General features: G+C 42.3%; 19 protein-coding genes. 11 read left to right on the top strand and 8 right to left on the bottom strand.

What is annotated here, in order from left to right:
• Positions 1-46 precede the first annotated feature (46 nt).
• Both Aba26S_RS09535 and Aba26S_RS09530 read right to left on the bottom strand, forming a co-directional pair.
• Positions 47-1,270 carry a carbohydrate porin gene (locus Aba26S_RS09535; protein ID WP_171248934.1) on the bottom strand — a complete coding sequence of 408 codons (1,224 nt, stop codon included), beginning with the start codon at positions 1,268-1,270 and terminating at the stop codon, positions 47-49.
• A 144-nt stretch (positions 1,271-1,414) separates the two neighbouring features.
• On the bottom strand, positions 1,415-2,533 hold the full coding sequence (locus Aba26S_RS09530; protein ID WP_043971684.1) for a CaiB/BaiF CoA-transferase family protein: 1,119 nt from the start codon (positions 2,531-2,533) through the stop codon (positions 1,415-1,417).
• A gap of 478 nt (positions 2,534-3,011) precedes the next feature.
• Between Aba26S_RS09530 and Aba26S_RS09525 the strand changes: the two genes are divergently transcribed.
• Together Aba26S_RS09525 and Aba26S_RS09520 are read left to right on the top strand one after the other, a co-directional pair.
• Positions 3,012-4,025 carry an AraC family transcriptional regulator gene (locus tag Aba26S_RS09525; protein WP_005244141.1) on the top strand — a complete coding sequence of 338 codons (1,014 nt, stop codon included), beginning with the start codon at positions 3,012-3,014 and terminating at the stop codon, positions 4,023-4,025.
• Between the two features lie 96 nt (positions 4,026-4,121).
• The gene (locus Aba26S_RS09520; protein WP_005244142.1) at positions 4,122-4,583 is read left to right on the top strand and encodes a GNAT family N-acetyltransferase; all 462 of its coding nucleotides are present in this window, start codon (positions 4,122-4,124) and stop codon (positions 4,581-4,583) included.
• 21 nt (positions 4,584-4,604) lie between these two features.
• Here Aba26S_RS09520 and Aba26S_RS09515 read toward each other — a convergent pair whose 3' ends face one another.
• Entirely contained in the window at positions 4,605-5,159 is a 555-nt protein-coding gene (locus Aba26S_RS09515; protein WP_005244144.1) for a shikimate kinase, read from the bottom strand.
• Between the two features lie 67 nt (positions 5,160-5,226).
• A complete protein-coding gene (locus Aba26S_RS09510) occupies positions 5,227-6,324 on the bottom strand; it encodes an agmatine deiminase family protein (protein ID WP_043971682.1) in 1,098 nt (365 codons plus the stop codon).
• A 217-nt stretch (positions 6,325-6,541) separates the two neighbouring features.
• Between Aba26S_RS09510 and Aba26S_RS09505 the strand changes: the two genes are divergently transcribed.
• The 6 genes from Aba26S_RS09505 (at position 6,542) to Aba26S_RS09480 (ending at position 11,633) form a co-directional block, all read left to right on the top strand.
• The gene (locus tag Aba26S_RS09505) at positions 6,542-7,747 is read left to right on the top strand and encodes an acetyl-CoA C-acetyltransferase (RefSeq protein WP_032870030.1); all 1,206 of its coding nucleotides are present in this window, start codon (positions 6,542-6,544) and stop codon (positions 7,745-7,747) included.
• 10 nt (positions 7,748-7,757) lie between these two features.
• Complete coding sequence (locus Aba26S_RS09500; protein ID WP_043971677.1) at positions 7,758-9,893, top strand: 3-hydroxyacyl-CoA dehydrogenase NAD-binding domain-containing protein; 2,136 nt, start codon at positions 7,758-7,760, stop codon at positions 9,891-9,893.
• Between the two features lie 166 nt (positions 9,894-10,059).
• Positions 10,060-10,284: a hypothetical protein gene (locus Aba26S_RS09495; protein WP_005244151.1), complete on the top strand. Its 225-nt coding sequence runs from the start codon at positions 10,060-10,062 to the stop codon at positions 10,282-10,284.
• Between the two features lie 66 nt (positions 10,285-10,350).
• Complete coding sequence (locus tag Aba26S_RS09490; RefSeq protein ID WP_005244152.1) at positions 10,351-11,205, top strand: patatin family protein; 855 nt, start codon at positions 10,351-10,353, stop codon at positions 11,203-11,205.
• 31 nt (positions 11,206-11,236) lie between these two features.
• Positions 11,237-11,419 carry a hypothetical protein gene (locus tag Aba26S_RS09485; protein ID WP_010590162.1) on the top strand — a complete coding sequence of 61 codons (183 nt, stop codon included), beginning with the start codon at positions 11,237-11,239 and terminating at the stop codon, positions 11,417-11,419.
• Positions 11,412-11,633: a hypothetical protein gene (locus Aba26S_RS09480; RefSeq protein WP_043971675.1), complete on the top strand. Its 222-nt coding sequence runs from the start codon at positions 11,412-11,414 to the stop codon at positions 11,631-11,633. Before Aba26S_RS09485 ends, Aba26S_RS09480 begins: the two co-directional genes overlap by 8 nt.
• A 73-nt stretch (positions 11,634-11,706) precedes the next feature.
• Here Aba26S_RS09480 and Aba26S_RS09475 read toward each other — a convergent pair whose 3' ends face one another.
• Positions 11,707-12,339, bottom strand: coding sequence for a hypothetical protein (locus Aba26S_RS09475; protein WP_052500220.1), 633 nt, complete (start codon positions 12,337-12,339; stop codon positions 11,707-11,709).
• Between the two features lie 116 nt (positions 12,340-12,455).
• The gene (locus tag Aba26S_RS09470) at positions 12,456-13,673 is read right to left on the bottom strand and encodes an SAM-dependent methyltransferase (RefSeq protein WP_043971671.1); all 1,218 of its coding nucleotides are present in this window, start codon (positions 13,671-13,673) and stop codon (positions 12,456-12,458) included.
• 103 nt (positions 13,674-13,776) lie between these two features.
• Between Aba26S_RS09470 and Aba26S_RS09465 the strand changes: the two genes are divergently transcribed.
• The 3 genes from Aba26S_RS09465 (at position 13,777) to lpxO (ending at position 17,220) form a co-directional block, all read left to right on the top strand.
• Positions 13,777-14,418, top strand: a complete 642-nt coding sequence (locus tag Aba26S_RS09465; protein ID WP_043971669.1) for a hemolysin III family protein — start codon at positions 13,777-13,779, stop codon at positions 14,416-14,418.
• Between the two features lie 427 nt (positions 14,419-14,845).
• Positions 14,846-16,156 (top strand): MFS transporter, encoded by a 1,311-nt coding sequence (locus tag Aba26S_RS09460; RefSeq protein ID WP_043971667.1) that lies wholly within the window; start codon positions 14,846-14,848, stop codon positions 16,154-16,156.
• Positions 16,157-16,314: 158 nt separating this feature from the next.
• Positions 16,315-17,220 carry a lipid A hydroxylase LpxO gene (gene lpxO / locus Aba26S_RS09455; RefSeq protein WP_005244168.1) on the top strand — a complete coding sequence of 302 codons (906 nt, stop codon included), beginning with the start codon at positions 16,315-16,317 and terminating at the stop codon, positions 17,218-17,220.
• Positions 17,221-17,287: 67 nt separating this feature from the next.
• Here lpxO and Aba26S_RS09450 read toward each other — a convergent pair whose 3' ends face one another.
• Both Aba26S_RS09450 and secA read right to left on the bottom strand, forming a co-directional pair.
• Positions 17,288-17,689 (bottom strand): hypothetical protein, encoded by a 402-nt coding sequence (locus Aba26S_RS09450; protein WP_005244170.1) that lies wholly within the window; start codon positions 17,687-17,689, stop codon positions 17,288-17,290.
• Between the two features lie 147 nt (positions 17,690-17,836).
• Entirely contained in the window at positions 17,837-20,572 is a 2,736-nt protein-coding gene (gene secA / locus Aba26S_RS09445) for a preprotein translocase subunit SecA (protein WP_043971665.1), read from the bottom strand.
• Between the last annotated feature and the right edge of the window lie 115 nt (positions 20,573-20,687).

Genomic DNA, 20,687 nt, shown 5'->3' with positions numbered 1-20,687 from the left:
TCACCCATGTCTGGCCTCACGCTGCAAAGTTGCCCGAATATCGAAATTAGAAAATGGTTTGGAACTTAATCCCGCCAACCCAAGTCTTATCACCATCTTTCAGTGCACCGACATGATGGACATATTGAATATTTGGACGAATGGTCAACCAGTTGGTCGCATGAATGCCGTAATACAACTCGGTGTTATATTCGTCATCCAGTAAACCATTATTTTTATCGTTGGCATGAATACGCGCGACACCCAAAGCAAGTTCATCTTTAGGGCGCTGATCAAATGGGCCTTTATAGATTAAACCAACATTTTGCATGTCTTTAACCGAATTGGTTTTCGAGTCGTGAACTGTAATATTCACAAAGCCCGTTAAACCACGATCAGACTGACCATCATGGCGAGTGAGCTGCTGCTTCGCTGTAAACCAGCCACCCTGTTTATGTCCGGTTCTGGCAGGATTTTCAATTTCAGCAGCATCAGCAGTACTATAGTAATAACCAAAACGATACTCGCCTGGTAAAGACTGCGCACTCAATTTTGGAGTCCAGACCACTTCTGCTGGAATAATCGCGCCACGTGAACCATCTGTGCTCAGGTTAAAACCTTTGCCACGTTGCAAGTTTTCAGGGTTATATTCATATGCCCCGATTTGTGCGTATAGGTCTGGTTGCAAGTTGTATTTGACACGCAATGCCCATTGGCTTACTGGCCAGTTATACCATTGGTCACCAACCCAGTTACCCACCTGAGAACCGCATAAGGCCAAGTTTTGGAAATCACAGTCAAAGCTATTGAAATCTTCACCTTCGCCGAAACGACCCACTTTGATATCCAAAGCCTGATCTAAAAATTTCTTCTTGATCCACAGGTCAGTTAAACGCCATGTTTGACCACGCCCCCAGACTTCTTGCGTAGAACTAAGATGTCCTTGTAAGGCATCTGCAGTTTGAGACAAAGACTGACCATCACGATAGGTTACCGTGATTTGGGCTTCAGTATCCTGCCAACCTAAAATTTTATTCAGGTCGAAATGAGTACCTAAAGCCAACTGCCCAGTGAATTCACTGCCATGGCTTGAGTGTTGTTTAGAATCTAAAACCCCTGCAAATTCACCAGTGTAATCAGCAGAAAATTTGTAACCCTGTTCTTGCAACGCAGTGCGTTGACCGTTCCAATCACCAAACAGCCATTGACCATTTGGATCAAATGCGGAAGAAGCTGCTTGAGTATGTTGTGTGAAAAGACTCAATGAGAGAACGGATAAACAGGAAACAATCATAGATTTAGAGATTGTCATGTTTACGTAACCTTTTATGTTATTGTGTATAAAAGGTTACTCTTATTTTTAAATTACAACTTATTCAAAATGTTAACAATCTGTACAATATTTTAACAATCAGTGATTGGTCGCACATATTTTCTACCATTTACCCTCACCCAAACCCTGACCAATAAAAGCATACTTCATTTGTGAACGAGAAAATTTGATTGGGCAGGCCAACTGAGGCTCAGTTTGTGCTGCATTTTCCGATAATGGAACTTCTACCACCCAACCCCGTTGCTGCGCGATGGGCGAGACCAATGCTTCATCCAGACTGAGTACAGGTTCAACACAGATATCCAGACGTTGGAACAAATGCTGCCATGCAGCAAAATCTTGAGTTTGAAACTTTTCCTGCAAGGCTTGTTTCACCGCTTGTCGATCTTCTGGATCAAAGGATGTCCCTTTGGCAAGCAATATAGGTAGCTCTAAAGCTGTAGCCAGACCTGCCATGAATTGTGGCTCTAAACTCCCCACCGAGAAGTAACGTCCATCTTTGGTTTGATAGTAATCATAGAAGCTTGCACCATTTAACATTCCTGCCTCAGCAGCCTGTGGTGTTTGCCCTGCCAGACTTGCTGAAGCGGCCATACTATTCAGACTCGCCACACAATCCGTCATGGAAATATCAATATATTGCCCAAGACCACTGCGTTGTCGTTCAACCACAGCAGCCAGAATACCAATCACCGCATGTAAAGAGCCGCCCGCCACATCTGCAATTTGAATCCCCAGTGGTGGTGGACCTCCCTCCTGACGACCGCTATGCCCCGATACACCTGCCAGTGCTAAATAGTTAATATCATGTCCTGCCCGATCTTTATATGTTCCTGTCTGACCATAGCCTGTAATGGAACAGTAGATTAAACGCGGATTAATCTCAGCTAAAGTTTCATAATCCAAGCCTAAACGACGCATGACATCAGGACGAAATTGCTCTAGTACAATATCAAACTCAGAGATTTTATTTTTGATCAGTTCAATATTAGCGGCATCTTTCAGGTCGAGTGCAATCGACTGTTTATTTCGATTCAGATAACTATGTGCAGTGGCCTGACCGTTAGCATAGGGTGGCATAATCCTTACCAGATCGGGACGCGTCGGTGATTCCACATGGATAACTTCTGCACCCATGTCCGCAAGGTACATACTGGCAAATGGTCCTGGTAACAAAGTCGAAAAGTCGAGGACTTTCAATCCCTTTAGTGCAGATGGCATAATATTTTTTACTCAATTTGTTTAAATTTTCTTTTATACTAGGTGTGGATAAACACAAAAACAATGTCATGTTCAGCCATTTACCTTGATAGTTTCGGCAATTTAACATGTATACAAGGCGCAATTATTTTTCTTGTCAATTGCCATAGGGCTTGTTAATTGATCATATATATGTTGCGTTGTTGGCAAAAATTTTATCAGACGAGGCATGAAACGACAGGAATGATAATTCATTTCCAAGTTTTATAACGATGTATGAGGAAATTTTTGTTACAACCCTACGGGACAAAGGCATTTTTTGATGCTACTGCATTATGTCATGCTCATTTAGAAGTACTAAATTTCACAAGCCACGCCTTGTACCATCTAAAAAATGTCTATTGTCGCAGCTATATCTGATCAACTAACAAGCCCTTTTTATTTTAGACGGTTATTTAGGTCAATTATCGTGAATAGTAAAGAAACTGAAGGATTCAATATGAGCCGTGATACGATCAGCATCCACTTCGTGAATGCGGCTTTAACAGGTGTTAAACGCCTAGGCATGGACGTTGAAACATTACTTTCACATGTCGGCATAGAAGCAGAACTACTCCGCCAACCGAAGGCTCGAATCTCTCCAGAGCAGTACACCCGTTTTATAAAAATGTTATGGATGGTCACCCAAGACGAACATGTCGGTTTTGATATACAACCGCGTCGTTTAGGTACTTTTGCCATCATGTGCCAATTGATTATCCATTCCAAAACGCTTGGTCAGGCACTGGAACTCTCCTCTCAATTCTACAAACTGTTTGGAGATGAGTGGGCGGTCAGCTTAGAGCGTGATAAACATGAAGCACGTTTGGTTCCACACATTCCCAAAGCTTTAGACCCAGATCACTTTATTACTGAAAGCATGCTGATGATCTGGCATGGTCTTGCGTCATGGTTAATTGAACGTCGTCTACCTTTAGAGCGCGTGCATTTTGGTTATGAGCGTCCAAATCATGCCGATGAATATGATGCCTTGTTTTTTGCTCCAGTGATGCAGTTCGATGCACCACGCACCGAAATTACATTTGCTGCCGATTATCTGGATCTCCCGATCCGTCAAGATGAAAAAACTTTAGAAGAATTCCTGAAAGCAGCACCTGCCCAGTTGTTAGTGAAGTTCAAAAATACCAACTCATTGACTTCGCGTATCCGTGATGTATTAAAGAGCCAGATTGGTGAAGAAATGCCAACACTGAATGATGTCGCGGCAATGTTGTATTTATCACCGCAAACCTTACGTCGTCGTTTGGCTGCAGAAGGTAAAAGCTATCAAGGCGTAAAAGATGCCTTACGTCGTGATGCTGCAATTCATTTATTGTTGACCCCAAATCTCACCCTTGAAGATGTAGCACAGCAAGTCGGCTTTAGTGAAACCAGTACCTTCCACCGTGCCTTTAAGAAATGGACGGGAGTAACCCCTGGTTTATATCGTCAGTTGCATGGCCATCACAACTAATATAACAACAAAGCAATGTTCAACTTTATACAGTTGAACATTGCTTTTTAAATGTGCTAATAATCAAGCAGACCTCTACAATTTGCTTGAATAACAATGATCATTAAAAAAGCTGACTTCTGCCATCCACAAGTTCAAAATTTGATTTATCTCCATTTGCATGGTCTACATCAAAATACCCCACTGGAACATAGTTTTGCATTAGACCTCAGCAGTCTGCAAAAAGATTCAATTAGCGTCTATACCTTATGGAACGATGAGCAATTACTGGGCTGTGGCGCAATCCAAGAACTGACACCCGACCACGCAGAAATCAAATCTATGCGGACGCATCCTGCCCATTTACGTCAAGGGGTCGCAGCACAACTGCTTGAATTTTTATTAAAACTCGCTCAACAACGTCACTATCAAAGAGTCAGTTTAGAAACAGGAAAAGACGTTCACTTTGATGCCGCAATCAAACTGTATAAGAAGTTTGGATTTGTTGAAGGTGCTGCTTTCGCAGAATATAACGAATCACCCTACAACCAATTCTTTCATTTAGATTTATCAGATTAAGCAATCTGGATAAGCTTCTTTCTACAAGTTAAATAAATGAGTATCCATCTCGTTTAAAAATACTGCTGTCTGTTTTGGCGAAGTCAAACGAATAAACTGGATATGCTGATATCGAGCATCATTCATCATCGCCAAATACTTTTTACGATTTTGAGCATGATGGGTAATCATCCATAAAATAATCGAATCCTTAGACAGAAAACTGGTCTTGAAACTTTCTCGATTATTGGAATTTTCCCATAATCTTTTTTGTGTCACCGCTCGACTAATTGCTCTTTTAACTGAGCGGTACAGATTTAACGAAAATGAATAATCCAGCCAAATAATCGTATCAATATATTTAAGCTTCAAATCTTGGGTTCGAGAATAATTACCATCAAGCACCCATCCACCAGCGGCTTGATCCATTTGATGTTGTAATTTAGCAAAAAACTCATGATCAGGTGTTTCTTGCCAATCATCCAGCCAAAATAAATCATCCATTTCAATGTAAGACAATCCTAGCTTTTGAGCAAGTTGACGAGCAAAAGTGGTTTTTCCAGCAGCAGATGTACCGACGACATTGATAAACTTCATGACTTCTCGACGTTATTCATAAGCACTCAATGTTTCTCTTCTTCCTATTTAAATAATGACACATCTATCACTTATCTCTTGCCGCTTGAATAAGTTTCACGGCATTGTCTCCAGTTACCTGCCAAGTCAGACAACGCACACTACCGCCCATTGGACAAACACTTTCGGCATTTATAGGAATAACTTTCTTACTGGTATTTTGCTGGATAATCATGAGTGCTTTTTGATCATGCGGCATATTAAAGGTCGGCACATAAATATTATGATGCGTGACCGTGGCATTTAAATTCACCCCACAAGCCGACTCAAAACCTTCCCATTGCCCTTTGGGATTAGTTTTATATTCCACAGGCACTTCGACAATTTTTGCAGTTGGAAATGAAGCTTTTAACTCCTTCATCACCGTTGTTCTAAATGCAGGCGTTTTTGAATAGTCATTCACCAACAAGGTATTTTTATCTACCCAACTGACCATGCCATCCGAATGTGCTAGTACTTCTTCATCTGGTTCTAAAATGGCAACTTCGGTTGCACCCAACGTGGCTTTTAACTCTTGTTTGGCCTCGTTATAACTCAGTTCATTATCTTCCATGAAACGTGTGGTGGTAATCACACGACCCGCATAGTCATCAACCAGATTCCCCCCATCAAGCATCAGATCAGTTTTGGCGCTTTGAATCTGATAGCGATCTGCAAAACGACTAAAGCTTTTTTGCACATCTTTACTTTGCTTCTGCGTCATCGACGCCCACGTATAAGTAAATTGCACCGGTTGCATTGGATTAACCGTGGTGAAATCACGCATCCAGATATCACGGACATCATCCACCAGTAAAATGTCTTCTGGCACTTTGCCAGTGAAATACGGTTTGGTGTCTTTATCGACCACAATCACCACATTATCATTACCCAAAATGGACTTGGCATAATCAATCTGGAAATCGACAATCCGTTGAAAAGCAGATTTGTAATAAGGGTCATGTACAGAAGGTGCAGACAATACCAACAACATTTTGTCATCAGCAACTTGATTGGAATAGGTTTGACTCATCTTGTTTTTATCCTGCTTTGCTGTGCTGTTATCAACATCCCGTCCCGAGGTATCGCATCCCAAAAGTGACAAGATCAATGCCATCACTGCATAGTGGCGCTTGGTTTTTATCATGTGCTTTCACTCATCATTTCTATCTCTCATTTTCAAGCACCAGTCTAATCGAAGACACTGTCAGACATATCAAAAGACACCAAAATTAACGATTGTCTGAATTTCTCAGCCCATTGGCGAAAAACATCAAACTTGTCAATGTTTATCATCATTGCACTGACACTTAAATTGAGTACACTCGATAAACAACAATTTTAAGGTGATACAAGGAAAACCTATGAGCGAGGCCTACATTATTGATGCCATTCGCACGCCACGCGGAAAAGGAAAAAAAGATGGCTCACTGCATGAAGTCAAACCGATTACTTTACTCACATCATTATTGAATGAATTACAACAACGTCACCAACTGGATACCTCAAAAGTCGATGACATTGTTTTAGGTTGTGTCACTCCAATTGCAGATCAAGGGGGCGATATTGCCAAAACCGCTGCGATTGCTGCAGGGTGGAATGATGATGTGGCCGGCGTACAAATCAACCGTTTCTGTGCGTCTGGCTTAGAAGCGGTCAATTTGGCAGCACAAAAAGTCCGTTCAGGTTGGGAAGATGTGGTAGTTGCCGGTGGCGTGGAATCGATGTCACGTATCCCAATGGGTTCTGATGGTGGTCCTTGGGCACTTGATCCTGAAACCAACTTAAAATCGTCTTTTGTACCACAAGGTGTTGGCGCAGACTTAATTGCCACTTTAGATGGCTATAGCCGCGAAGATGTAGACGCTTTTGCCGTCGGTTCGCAGCAAAAAGCGGCTGCGGCTCAAGCCAAAGGTTATTTCGACAAATCCGTAGTGCCTGTTAAAGATCATTCAGGTGTGCTGATCTTAGAAAAAGATGAATTTATTAAAGGCAATACCACGGTTGAAGGCTTGGCAAAACTCAATGCCAGCTTTGAAATGATGGGACAAATGGGCTTCGATGCAGTTGCTCTACAAAAGTATCCTGAAGCACAAAAAATCAACCATGTACATCATGCGGGTAACTCCTCAGGCATCGTTGATGGTGCTGCGGTGGTGTTATTGGCTTCTGAAAAAGCCGTCAAAGAACAAGGTTTAAAACCACGTGCCAAAGTACTGGCAACCGCCTTGGTAGGTACAGACCCAACCATCATGCTGACAGGTCCTGCCCCTGCTGCACGTAAAGCTTTGGCCAAAGCTGGCTTAACGATTGATGACATCGATCTGTTTGAAGTCAACGAAGCCTTTGCAGCAGTCGTAATGCGTTTTATCAATGAACTCAAGGTTCCTGCCGAGAAAGTCAACGTCAATGGCGGTGCTATTGCCATGGGCCATCCATTGGGTGCGACTGGCGCGATGATTTTAGGCACTTTGCTGGATGAGTTAGAGCGTCAAGGTAAAAAACGTGGCTTGGCTACATTGTGTGTCGGTGGTGGAATGGGGATTGCCACCATTATTGAGTTGGTGTGAGGAGAACAACATGAGCGCTATTAAATACGAAAAAAACGCGGACAATATTGTAATTCTTACTCTTGATTCATCGGGTCAATCTGCCAATACCATGAATGCAGAATTCCGTGATTCACTCAATGAAGTCAGCCAAAAGCTTAAAACAGAAACGGATCTGAAAGGCATTATTTTCCGTTCTGCCAAGAAAACCTTCTTTGCAGGCGGTGACTTGGATGAATTGATTCAAGTACAACCTGAACATGCTACTGAATTCTTCAAAATGATTGAAGAGCTCAAAGGTGACTTACGTGCGATTGAAACTTTAGGTGTGCCTGTTGTTGCTGCCTTAAATGGTACGGCACTGGGTGGTGGTTGGGAAATCGCATTAGGTTGCCACTACCGTATTGCCATCAATGATCCAAAAACCAAATTTGGTTTGCCTGAAGTAACCTTAGGTTTACTGCCAGGCGGTGGCGGTATCGTGCGTATGGTGCGTTTGTTGGGCTTACAAAATGCATTTCCATTCTTGATGGAAGGCAAGCAGTTTGGCGTGGATAAAGCAAAATCGCTGGGTCTGGTACATGACACTGCTGAAAATGAGCAAGAGCTGTTAGACAAAGCCATTGCTTGGGTCAAAGCCAATCCAAAATCGCAACAACCTTTTGATGTGAAAGGCTACAAAATTCCGGGGGGCGATCCAAAAACGCCTGCAGTTGCACAAGTGCTTGCGATTGCCCCTGCGATGCTGCGTGACAAAACCAAAGGTTGCTATCCTGCGCCTGAAGCGATCATGGCGGCTGCGGTTGAAGGTGCACAGGTTGATGTTGATACCGCTTTGCGTATCGAATCACGTTACTTTACTCAACTCACGGTCGGTCAGATTTCTAAAAATATGATCGGTACCTTCTGGCATGGTCTGAATGCAATCAAATCAGGCGTAAGCCGCCCTGCTGAAGTTGCAAAATGGCAAGCGACCAAAGTCGGTGTGTTAGGTGCAGGGATGATGGGTGCAGGCATTGCCTATTCAACCGCAATCAAAGGCATTCCTGTCGTGCTTAAAGATGTTTCAGTTGAAAATGCAGAGAAAGGTAAAGCTTATTCACAGAAACTTTTGGATAAACGTGTTTCACAAGGTCGTATGACGGCAGAAAAACGTGATCAAGTGCTTGCACTGATTACCGCAACAGCAGATGCAGCTGACTTACAAGGCTGTGACCTGATCATTGAAGCAGTGTTTGAGAATCAAGAACTGAAAGCCAAAGTGACCCAAGAAGCTGAACAATATCTGATTGAAGGTGGAATCTTTGCATCGAATACCTCGACCCTGCCCATCACAGGTTTGGCGACAGCGAGTAAAGATGCTCAAAAGTTCATTGGGCTGCATTTCTTTAGTCCAGTGGATAAGATGCAACTGGTTGAAATTATCAAAGGCAAACAAACCTCTGCCGAAACTTTGGCCAAGGCTTATGACTTTGTTCAGCAAATTGCCAAAACTCCAATCGTGGTGAACGACAGCCGTGGCTTCTTTACCAGTCGCGTGTTTGGTACATTCATCCAAGAAGGAATGCGTTTACTCGCAGAAGGTGTACACCCTGCCAAAATTGAAATGGCCGCATTGAAAGCAGGTATGCCGGTTGGCCCACTGGCGATTCAGGATGAAGTCTCTCTAACCTTGACTGAACATGTTGCAGCAGAAACTCGCAAAGCCTTACAAGCAGAAGGCAAAGATTTACCGAAAACCCCAGTGGATGAGGTGGTACACACCATGATTCACGAGCTAAACCGTAAAGGCAAAGCGGCCGGTGCAGGTTTCTATGACTATCCTGAAAATGGTAAAAAACATTTATGGGATGGGCTCAGTCGCTGGCAAAAAGACAACAATATTTCTGAACAAGACATGATTGACCGTTTCCTGTTTGTGCAGGCTCTGGATACGTTGCGTTGCTATGAAGAAGGCGTTTTAGAATCTGTGATTGATGCCAATGTCGGTTCGATTTTTGGAATTGGCTTTGCCCCTTGGACAGGGGGTGCGATTCAATTCCTGAATCAAAATGGCATTGAAAAATCCTTACAACGTGCTGAGCAACTGGCTACTCAATATGGTGAACGTTTCACACCACCAAAATTATTGAGAGAGAAAGCGCAACAAAAGGCAGTGATTCAATAATCTCGATTTAGCCAAGCCGATTAAGGCCCGTATGGAACTCCTTGTCTATACGGGCTTTTTTATAGGTTCGACAAAATCACAGCAAAACATCTGAGTAATGCATCACAATTTATGCTATAACTTCAGCAATTCTGCTTTATTTTTTTGCATCATTTGGAAATTTCTTATGTCTGAAAAACTCTGCCCAGAAACTTCGCCTTGGGGCTGGAAAGCATTAATTATCACCACAATTCTTAGTTTCTTGTTTATGGTGATTTTCTACTTGGCTATTAACAATGAACCAGATTATATGCCAATGAACCAGAAAAAAGCGGCAACCCCTGCTGAAATGTCACAATCCTCAATGTCGACAGAAACTGGCTCAACTGAAGCACATCAACACAATCACTAAAGTGTTATTGTCGAATATGATAAATCCGTGTAAAACATGGGTTTATCATGGTACTCGAGATTTTCAATGCTTCAACAAAATCGTCAGGCACTGGTCGTTGAAGGCGGTGGCATGCGTGGCGCATTCACCAGTGGTGTCTTAGATGCATTTTTACAGCAACAATTTAACCCTTTTGATCTCTGCGTTGGTGTCTCTTCAGGTTCGACCAATGTCGCCAATTATCTTGCCGCACAGCAAGGTCGTACGCTAAATCTCTACCTCGACCACTCACTTCGTTCTGAATTTATCCAATATGGTCGCTTTTTCAAAGGGGGTGACTTACTGGATTTAAAATGGATGTGGGACATCGTTGAAAAAGAACATCCTCTCAATCAAGCCCATCTATTTGCCAATCATCCTGAATTTTATATGGTGTTGACCCATGCTATTTCAGGTGAAGCCACCTATATCAAAGCTTCGAAAGACAATATTCTTGACGGATTAAGAGCCTCGAGCTCGATTCCAGTATTAACACGTCAAGCCGTTGAAGTATTTGGTGAGCCCTACTTTGATGGGGGTGTTGCCGATGCCTTGCCCGTACATTGGGCAGCGCAACAGCATGATGTCTCTAAACTCATGGTACTCCGAACTCGCCCAAAAAATTATTATAAGGCCAGCAGTAAAGGTGACCAATTGCTTGCCAAATACCTGTTTAAGCAGCAACGTGGTTTTGCACATAGTCTTTTGACTCGCACCCAACGTTATAACGATGCTGTCGAATTTACCCGCTCAGCCTCTGACCAGAAAATTCTGGAAGTGTGTCCCCCTGATTTAAAAAACATGGCAGGTCGTCTTTCCAAGGATAAGGCCAAGATTCGCTATAGCTATGATGTCGGTCTGGAAACAGGCTTTAAGGCGATTGAAGACTGGAACGCGCTTTAACCCTCTTTAGATCAAATCAACAACACTTTGAATGGCCGCACATCGTGCCGATGATAAAACGGATGAGATGACAGAAATCTCGTCTGTGTGCACCATTCAAAGTGCTGACTCACTCAACACAATCAAGAAGTGTATATTTCCACTTGGCAAATCAGCCGCAAAAGGCGCAAAATCTAGTTTTGTTTTTGTTATTTTTGGAATTTATTATGAATAACCAGCCATCCCCAAAAAAAGATTCAAATGAAGAAACCGTATTGGGATGGAAATTTGTCATCATTGTCGGGGTCCTCAGTACCATCTTTTTAAGCTTTTTCTATTTGGCCATGACCCAAGAACCGGATTATATGCCAGGTGCACAACGTAAAGCGCAACAACAGCAACATATTGAACCAGCAGTTGCTTCGGAAATCGCAACCGAACAGCATTAACGGATTTTAGATCCTGACAAACTTCTCATGCGCGAAGTTTGTCATCTGCCTTCCCAAATTAAAGCGCTAATTATTACTCACCTTTCCCCCAAAACTTCCACTTATCTTTTGGGCAGATATAGGCTTGCTCTGAGACAGAAACCAGTTGTCTCGATTCTAAGTCATAGACCTTGAATTGGCATTTCTGGTTTTCATTTTCTCCCAATATTTCATACTCGCGGCCTGCTTGTGGCTTAAATGAAGCTTCCGTATTCTCACATCCATCGACCAGTTTGGCTTTACCCGTAGTACGCTCTGTACCTACTACAAATCCATGCAGGCTGATCGGTTGATTAGCAGTCACCACATATTCCTTATAGGTCACCATCTGATAGGTATTAAAATTCTGCTCAATGTCCTTTTGTATGATTGTTCGTGGCATACCAATCGAATAATTCATATTGATTCGAGTATAGGTTTTAAAAGCATTCCATGCCCCGTAGCCACTTAAATTTTCACGTATGCCCTGTTTTCTATTTTTACAATCAAAAGTATGCTGCATATATATTTGCTGACCATTTTGGCCATATAAACGGACTCTGGCTTGTGTTGAAGGATTAAAACTGACGACTCCCTTCTGATTGAGTGGACTCTCAAATTCTTTTGCTTTACTTAAATTGGAGAAGACCAAGAGCAAAACACCGAGATAAATTTTGTTTTTCATCATTGGAATGACTCGACTTGTTATTCTTCAATTTTTATTTATAACCCTATCGCATAAGTAACGATATCAACCCATATTGATTGATATCGTTAGATTTATCCAGTAATCAATTCATGCAATTAGCACTTACAGCCAATATTCTCGATGGGCATTTGATCTTGCAATAATAATTCCAGACTTTGTTTTTCAATACCATACATGGCTTTTAAAGCTTGGATCTGCTGCATAATCTTGGCATCGGGCTGTTGAATTTGTTTGCGTTTGGTCGCTAATATCATTTTATTCTTACTGGTATGCTCCAAAGAGACAAACTCGAATACCTTAGTTTCATAACCATAGGCTTTTAGCAATAAGGCACGCAAAGTATCGGTCAGCATTTCCGCCTGTTGCCCCGCATGAATTCCGAATTGCAACATTGGCTGTAATACCTCTGGACTGTGTAATTGTGGACGCAATTCCTTATGGCAACATGGCGCACACATAATCATCGAGGCATTCAGACGAATACCGGTATGAATGGCAAAGTCTGTCGCGATATCACAAGCATGTAAAGCAATCATCACATCCAGTTTTTCAGGTTGATAACTCCGCACATCCCCTTCAAAAAAATCAAGATGATTAAAATCGACTTGATCAGCGACGTTCTTGCAAAACTCAACCAAGTTTGAACGCAGTTCAACGCCCGTGATTAACGGGGTTTTCTGTTGCGCTTGCAAATAATCATATAAAGCAAAGGTCAAATAGCCCTTTCCTGAACCAAAATCGACAATATTCAATTCATGCTGAGCAGCATCAATCTGTTCATAGGCATGTGAAAAGATTTCAATAAATTTATTAATCTGTTTCCACTTACGCGCCATGCTTGGAACGATTTGTCCTTTTTCATCGGTAATCCCCAAATGTTTTAAAAATGGGCTTTGCTGTTGCACATAACGTTGTTTTTCACGATCATGCTGCTGTTGTTCAACTTTGAGGGTTGACGCCTGTTTTTTCTGGCTATTCAGCATGGCTTTCTTTTTATTTTTCTTCAGTTGAACATCTTGATCAGAAGTAAATAGATTGGCTTGCTTAGACAACTTCAATAGCTCAGCAATTTTTTCTAGACCTTCATCAATCGCATAGTTTTTGGTCATGTCTTGTGTGGTGTAATGATATAAGCAAGACAAGGTTGCCTGACCCTGTAACTCAATCACACGGAAGGTCATCTTTTCTAATTGCGCCATTTCGCCTTTGTACTGACTCAAAATCAGACGATCAAAGCTTTTATTTTCAATAGATTGCTGGATATCCAAGAAAAACTGCTGTTCTTGTTCAAAAGAAAAATTCGGCGCAAACATAATGAAAACCTGACAAATAGAAACTAAATTTTAAAGCGTCTTACTTTAAAAGGGAAATTGCATTACGATACAGTTGTATTTTTATGCAATATGACTGCGCCTGATGAACACAAACACATTACTGGACTATGACCCCAAAGAAGAACTGATGAATGCCTATAGTCATGGGGCTGGCGCAGTACTGGCTTTAATTGCTTCAGTCTTTTTGATCATCAAAGGCTATGGCCTGCCTTTGGGACAATGGATCAGTTTATGGGTCTATGGCTTTAGCTTGGTATTATTACTGAGTAGTTCCATGCTGTATCACTTTGCCCAAGACGAACGCAAACGCTATTGGTACAAGAAACTGGATCATACCGCGATTTACTATCTGATCGCAGGCACCTATACCCCTTTTCTCAGTATCGCCATTCCAACGGCCAAAGCGCATTATTTACTGATTGCCTTATGGGTCATTGCCCTCATCGGTACACTGTTTAAGCTGGTCTTCATTCATCGCTTCCAAAAACTGTCTTTAGCCGCCTATTTAGTCATGGGTTGGCTGGCTATTTTGGTTATGGATGATATGCAACGTTACCTGTCTAAAGAAGCGGTACAACTGCTGATTGCAGGGGGATTGGCTTATACCATCGGCACATTGTTTTATGCCTTAAAAAAGGTAAGATATACCCACGCAATTTGGCATGTTTTTGTGCTATTAGGGGCAGGATTACACTTTTTGGCAATCTATTGTTATGTATTATAAGTCCATATATAGCATTAAGTTTTCGAAGTAAAACTGCACATTCAAAAGGAATTTTTCAAGACAGTCATTAGGGGCTGTTGACGTTTCATCCATACATTGCGTTATTGGCTAAAACGACATAAACAAGGTATGAAACGCAGGCAATGGTATCCCCTTGTCAAGTTTCATAACGCAGTTTAGAGAAGTTTTAGCCATAACCCTGAGCAAGAGCAAAGCCCTGCTTTAATTGCAGTACAAGGCGAAGCTCAAGGACAGGGATATTTTTGCCGTTACTGCGTTATATCTTGCTTACTTAGAATGACTAAGTTTCGCAAGGCATTCCTTTACCGCCTAAAAAATTCCCACTGTCGCAATGAGAGCTATAGCTCGTAAAGTGAAATGGCCGCAGCCCCTATATGTTCTTGAATAAATAACATGAAGGTCTTGTATGTCGTCGAGCACTACGACGGCCACCCCAGAAGTGGCCAGTAATTCAAAAGTAAGGGTATTATTTGCCAGCCTTGTCGGTACCACGATTGAGTTTTTTGACTTTTATATCTATGCCACAGCTGCTGTTCTGATTTTTCCACATTTATTTTTCCCTGAAAGTAGCGATGGCGCTGCGGTACTCAAATCACTGGCAACCTTTGCCATCGCCTTTATTGCTCGTCCCATTGGTGCAGCACTCTTTGGACATCTTGGTGATCGGATCGGACGTAAAGCCACGCTGGTTGCAGCCTTGCTCACGATGGGAATTTCTACCGTGTGTATCGGTCTGCTTCCGACCTATGCACAAATTGGTCTCGCTGCCCCATTATTGCTTGCCCTATGCCGTTTAGGCCAAGGTTTAGGCTTAGGTGGTGAATGGAGTGGTGCCGTACTGCTTGCCACTGAGAACGCGCCAGAAGGCAAGCGCGCTTGGTATGGTATGTTCCCGCAGTTGGGTGCGCCACTTGGCTTCATCCTTGCCACGGGTTCATTTCTGTTACTGAATGCTTTTATGTCGGAACAAGCCTTTATGACCTGGGGCTGGCGTATCCCATTTATTGCCAGTGCAGCATTGGTCTTGATCGGTTTATACATTCGCTTAAAACTGCATGAGACCCCAGCCTTCCAAAAAGTATTAAACAAGCAAAAAGAAGTGAATGTCCCTTTTAAAGAAGTCATGACCAAACACTTACCCATGCTGATTCTTGGCACCATTGCTGCCATTTGTACTTTCGTGGTGTTCTATCTGACCACTGTGTTCGCACTGAATTGGGGAACCACTAAACTTGGTTATGCACGGGGTGACTTCCTTGTGTTACAACTGGTGGCGACCCTATGTTTTGCCGCCTTTATTCCACTGTCGGCAATTTTGGCAGAAAAATTCGGTCGTAAAAATACGTCGATTGCGGTGTGTATTCTTTCTGCCCTATTCGGATTATGTTTTGCTCCGCTATTAGGTTCAGGTAGTCCAATTTTAGTGTTCTTGTTCCTGTGTATTGGTCTTTCGATTATGGGCCTAACCTATGGGCCAATTGGTACGGTCTTATCTGAGATTTTTCCAATTTCCGTCCGTTATACAGGTTCTGCATTAACCTTTAATCTGGCCGGTATTTTTGGGGCATCCTTTGCGCCCTACATCGCAACAAAATTGGCAGAAAGTTATGTGCTTGGTGCAGTTGGATTATATCTCAGTGTTGCTTCAATCCTCTCCCTGATTGCATTTTTAATGATTCGTGAAACTAAATATGAAGATGTAAATAATCATATTTAGAATCTTTATTCAGATGGTCTATACAATATCAATTTGGACCATCTGAATTACCATTTAAATCATCATTTTTATCTTATAAAGTTACATTTAGGATAGCATTCATCCAAATATTTTTTATGCTAAAATAATCGCCTTCATTTTTCTTAGACGATTGTGTTATGTACGCAGTGATTATCGTTGCCGTATTTTTAATCAGCTTTTTATATACCTATCTACGCGGTAAAGAGCGCTTAAAAGCATCTCGACAATTATTTGACCATTCGACATTTTTAGCGCCAATCAACATGTTTATGACTGGCTTTTCCAAGTTGCCAAACCAGCCTTTCTTCGATGTGGCGCAGTTTCCAGAACTCAAACCATTGCAAGATAACTGGCAAGTGATTCGTGAAGAAGCAATTCAGCTCCAGAATCAAATCAAAGCCTCTGAAAAAAATAATGATGCAGGCTTTAATACCTTTTTTAAACGAGGCTGGAAGCGCTTTTATCTGAAATGGTATCAAGACAGCCATCCCTCTGCGCAACAACTTTGCCCAAAAACAGTTGCTTTATTAGAAAGTATTCCTTCCGTCAAAGCGGCAATGTTTACTGAACTACCGTCTGGGAGTTATTTAGGTAAACATCGTGATCCCTATGCAGGTTCTGTCCGTTATCATCTTGGTTTGGTAACACCGAATAGCGATGATTGTTTTATTGAAGTCGATCAGGAACGCTATAGCTGGAGAGATGGCGAAGCCACCGTGTTTGATGAAACCTATGTGCACTGGGCAGAAAACAAAACTGATGAAACGCGTATTATCTTGTTCTGTGATATTGAGCGTCCAATGAAATGGGGCTGGGCACAGCGGTTTAATCACTGGTTTGGCCGCAATGTCATGTCTGCTGCAAGCTCGCCCAATGATGATCAAGACAAGACTGGTTTTATTAACCGTATTTTTAAATATGGTTATGCAGTACATCATTATGGCCGTGGCCTAAAAGAGCGTAACCGTCCGCTGTACTATGTGTCAAAATGGTTACTATTTGCCATCCTGATTGGCTTGATTTTGCTGCCAAGCCTTCTATAAGCTACTGTGTTTTCCATAAAAAAAGAGATGCTAATGCATCTCTTTTTTTATGGAAAACACACTGATGTTAATTTGCTTTTGCTGTTTGTGTACTTGTCTGGGCCGCAGCAGCATTCGCCGCTTGAACAGCTGCTTCACCAATGAGAGCAATCTTCGCCTTCTCTTGGCTTTGTGCTGACAATGCAGGGTTTGATGCCACAATACGGTTAATATTTGCTGAATTTGCAGGTGCAATAGCGGCTGTTTGCATTACGATTGGACGATTCTCAGTGTCACCCAAGGTATAGCGAATACCAGTACGTGGACTAATGACGGTGGTCACTTCACGTTTGACTTGTGCTTCAGCGGTATTACTACCCTTTGCTGCCAGTACTTTATCCACTGTTGTGGTTTGTGGCGCATCATCTGCAAATGCAAAACCCGATACTGCAACACTTGCCAAAATTAAAAGTTGTAATGGTTTTTTCATTGTCTTCCCGCTTTTAATGCGAACTCAATCAAGATCTCTAAGTGCAATTATGAAACTACAAAGCGTGCCTAGACTCAAGTAAATTCTCGTAAAAAAAGCAGAGCTTCATGCTCTGCTTTTTTATTTTAGCTCAACCTATGTCGCTGCCTAGATTTTGCCGTGACACTGCTTGTATTTTAAACCAGAACCACACGGGCAAGGTGCATTGCGGCTCTCAGGCACAGGGAATTCATTCGTATTGGCAAATCCTTCCGTTTCCTCAGAAACAGTCACTTCACCCGTTAAACCATCGACATCATCATGCTCAAATGAAAGGCGCATCGATTCCGCCTGACGTTGTTGCTGTGCTTCAAGTTCTGCCAATTCTTCTGCCGTCGGGACATGAACACGAGATAAATCCGTCACCACATCTGACTTGATCACACCCAACATATTTACAAACAAGTTAAAGGCTTCTTTCTTGTATTCTTGCTCAGGATTTTTCTGTGCGTAGCCACGTAAGTGAATCCCTTGACGCAAATAATCCATCGCAGCCAAATGATCTTTCCAATGACGATCCAGTGAGTTCAACATAAAGTGACGTTCAAGCATTGCTGCCGATTCATCACCCATTTGCTCACGACGTTGGCGATAGCGATTAATGACTTCATCAGAAATACGAGCCACTAAGCCTTCTTCATCCAAACGACGATCTTGGTCTAACCATTGCTGTACAGGAAGTTCGATACCTAAATCACTATGTAAGGCACTTTCCAGACCTTCAATATCCCATTGGTCATGAATCGACTCAGGTGGAATAAAGTTTGCAATCAAACCTTTCACTACTTCCTGATGCATTTCTTCGATATAGTCTTGAAGTGTGCTTTCAGCTAGAACTTCATCACGTTGTGAATAAATGATCTTACGCTGTTCGTTATTTACATCATCGTACTTCAACAAGTTTTTACGAATATCAAAGTTACGTGCTTCAACTTTACGCTGTGCATTTTCGATTGAACGACTGACCATTTTATGTTCAATGGCTTCACTTTCTTGCAAGCCCATTGCACGCATCATGGCAACCACGCGATCACCCGCGAAGATACGCATCAAGTCATCTTCAAGCGACAAATAGAAGCGTGATACACCTGGGTCACCTTGACGACCTGCACGACCACGCAACTGGTTATCAATACGACGTGATTCATGACGCTCAGAACCAATGATATGTAAACCACCAGAACTTAAAACATCTTCGTGATCTTTTTCCCATTGCGCCTGTAAACGGGCTTCGTCTTCAGGGGTTGGGTTTTCAATTTTGGCAAGCTTGGCTTTCCAGTTACCACCCAGCAAGATATCGGTACCACGACCTGCCATGTTGGTGGCAATTGTTACCGCATTCGGACTACCCGCTTGCGCAATAATATCCGCTTCACGTTCGTGTTGTTTTGCGTTCAAGACTTCGTGATGAATACCAGCTTGTAGCAACTTAGAAGACAAGATTTCACTGGCTTCAATGGTTGCTGTACCAATCAAGATCGGTGCAACACCCTGCTGACGAATATTGGTAATTTCTTCAATAATCGCGGTGTATTTACCATTACGGTTTAGATAGATTAAATCGTTATGATCGACACGAACCATTGGACGGTGTGTTGGAATAATCACAACGTCTAAGCCATAAATTTCTTTCATTTCCGCAGCTTCAGTATCGGCAGTACCGGTCATCCCTGAAAGCTTTTTATACAGACGGAAATAGTTCTGGAAAGTTGTAGTTGCAAGGGTTTGGTTTTCAGGTTGAATTTCCATGTTTTCTTTGGCTTCAACCGCTTGATGCAGACCTTCAGACCAGCGACGACCTGGCATGGTACGACCCGTACTTTCATCCACAATAATGACTTCTTCTTTCTGCGTCTGTGGATTCACACCGATGATGTAATGCACATTCTTTTGATAAAGATAATGCGCACGAATTGCAGCGGTGACATGGTGTACCAAATTCAGGTTGGTTGCTGAATACAGGCTCTCACCCTCAGCCAACAAGCCCATTTCAATCAGTTTTTGTTCAACTGTTTCATAACCAACTTCAGTCATTTCAACTGAGCGTTGTTTCTCATCGACCCAGAAATGTCCGCCATCAGCCACTTTTTCTTCTTTCTGTGGACGTAATGTTGGAGGAATGCTGTTAATGAGCTGATAAAGATGAGATGAATCTTCACTTTGGCCTGAAATAATCAACGGCGTACGTGCTTCGTCAATCAAGATTGAGTCGACTTCATCGATGATGGCATAGCTTAAACCACGTTGCTTTTTCTCTTGCAGAGAAAACACCATGTTGTCACGAAGATAGTCGAAACCGAACTCGTTGTTGGTTCCGTAGGTAATGTCGGAAGTATAGGCTTGTGCTTTTTCATCTGGCATTTGCATCGAGTAAATCACCCCGATGCTGAGGCCTAAAAATTCGAATAATGGACGGTTTAACTCAGCATCACGTTGTGCCAAGTAGTCATTCACGGTAATCACGTGAACACCCTGACCACTCAATGCATTGAGATAACAGGCCAAAGTACCCATCAGGGTTTTACCTTCACCTGTACGCATTTCGGCAATCTTACCTTCGTGTAAGGTAATACCACCAATTAACTGCACGTCATAATGGCGCATGCCCATGACACGTTTTGCTGCTTCACGACACACCGCAAACGCTTCTGGCATTAATTTATCTAAACTTTCGCCATTGCTAAAACGCTGTTTGAATTCTGGAGTTTTTGCAGAGAGGTCTGCATCGTTAAGAGCAGATATCGTCGGTTCAAGCGCATTGATTTGTTCAACAATTTTACGCATGCGTTTGAGCTCACGCTCATTTTTTGTACCGAAGATACCTCCGATCAGACTTGCCAACATGAATAAACTCTCTAATCCTGTTTGTTATAAGGTTTGTCAATAACAACAAACCCTAGGTCGGTTAATTTTTTCTTAGCTGTTATTATGGAGTCAGAAATAAGAACTACAAGTGCTT

It is taken from the genome of Acinetobacter sp. NBRC 110496 (assembly GCF_000876115.1).
Lineage (GTDB): Bacteria > Pseudomonadota > Gammaproteobacteria > Pseudomonadales > Moraxellaceae > Acinetobacter.
This window is presented reverse-complemented; position numbering and strand designations above follow the sequence as displayed.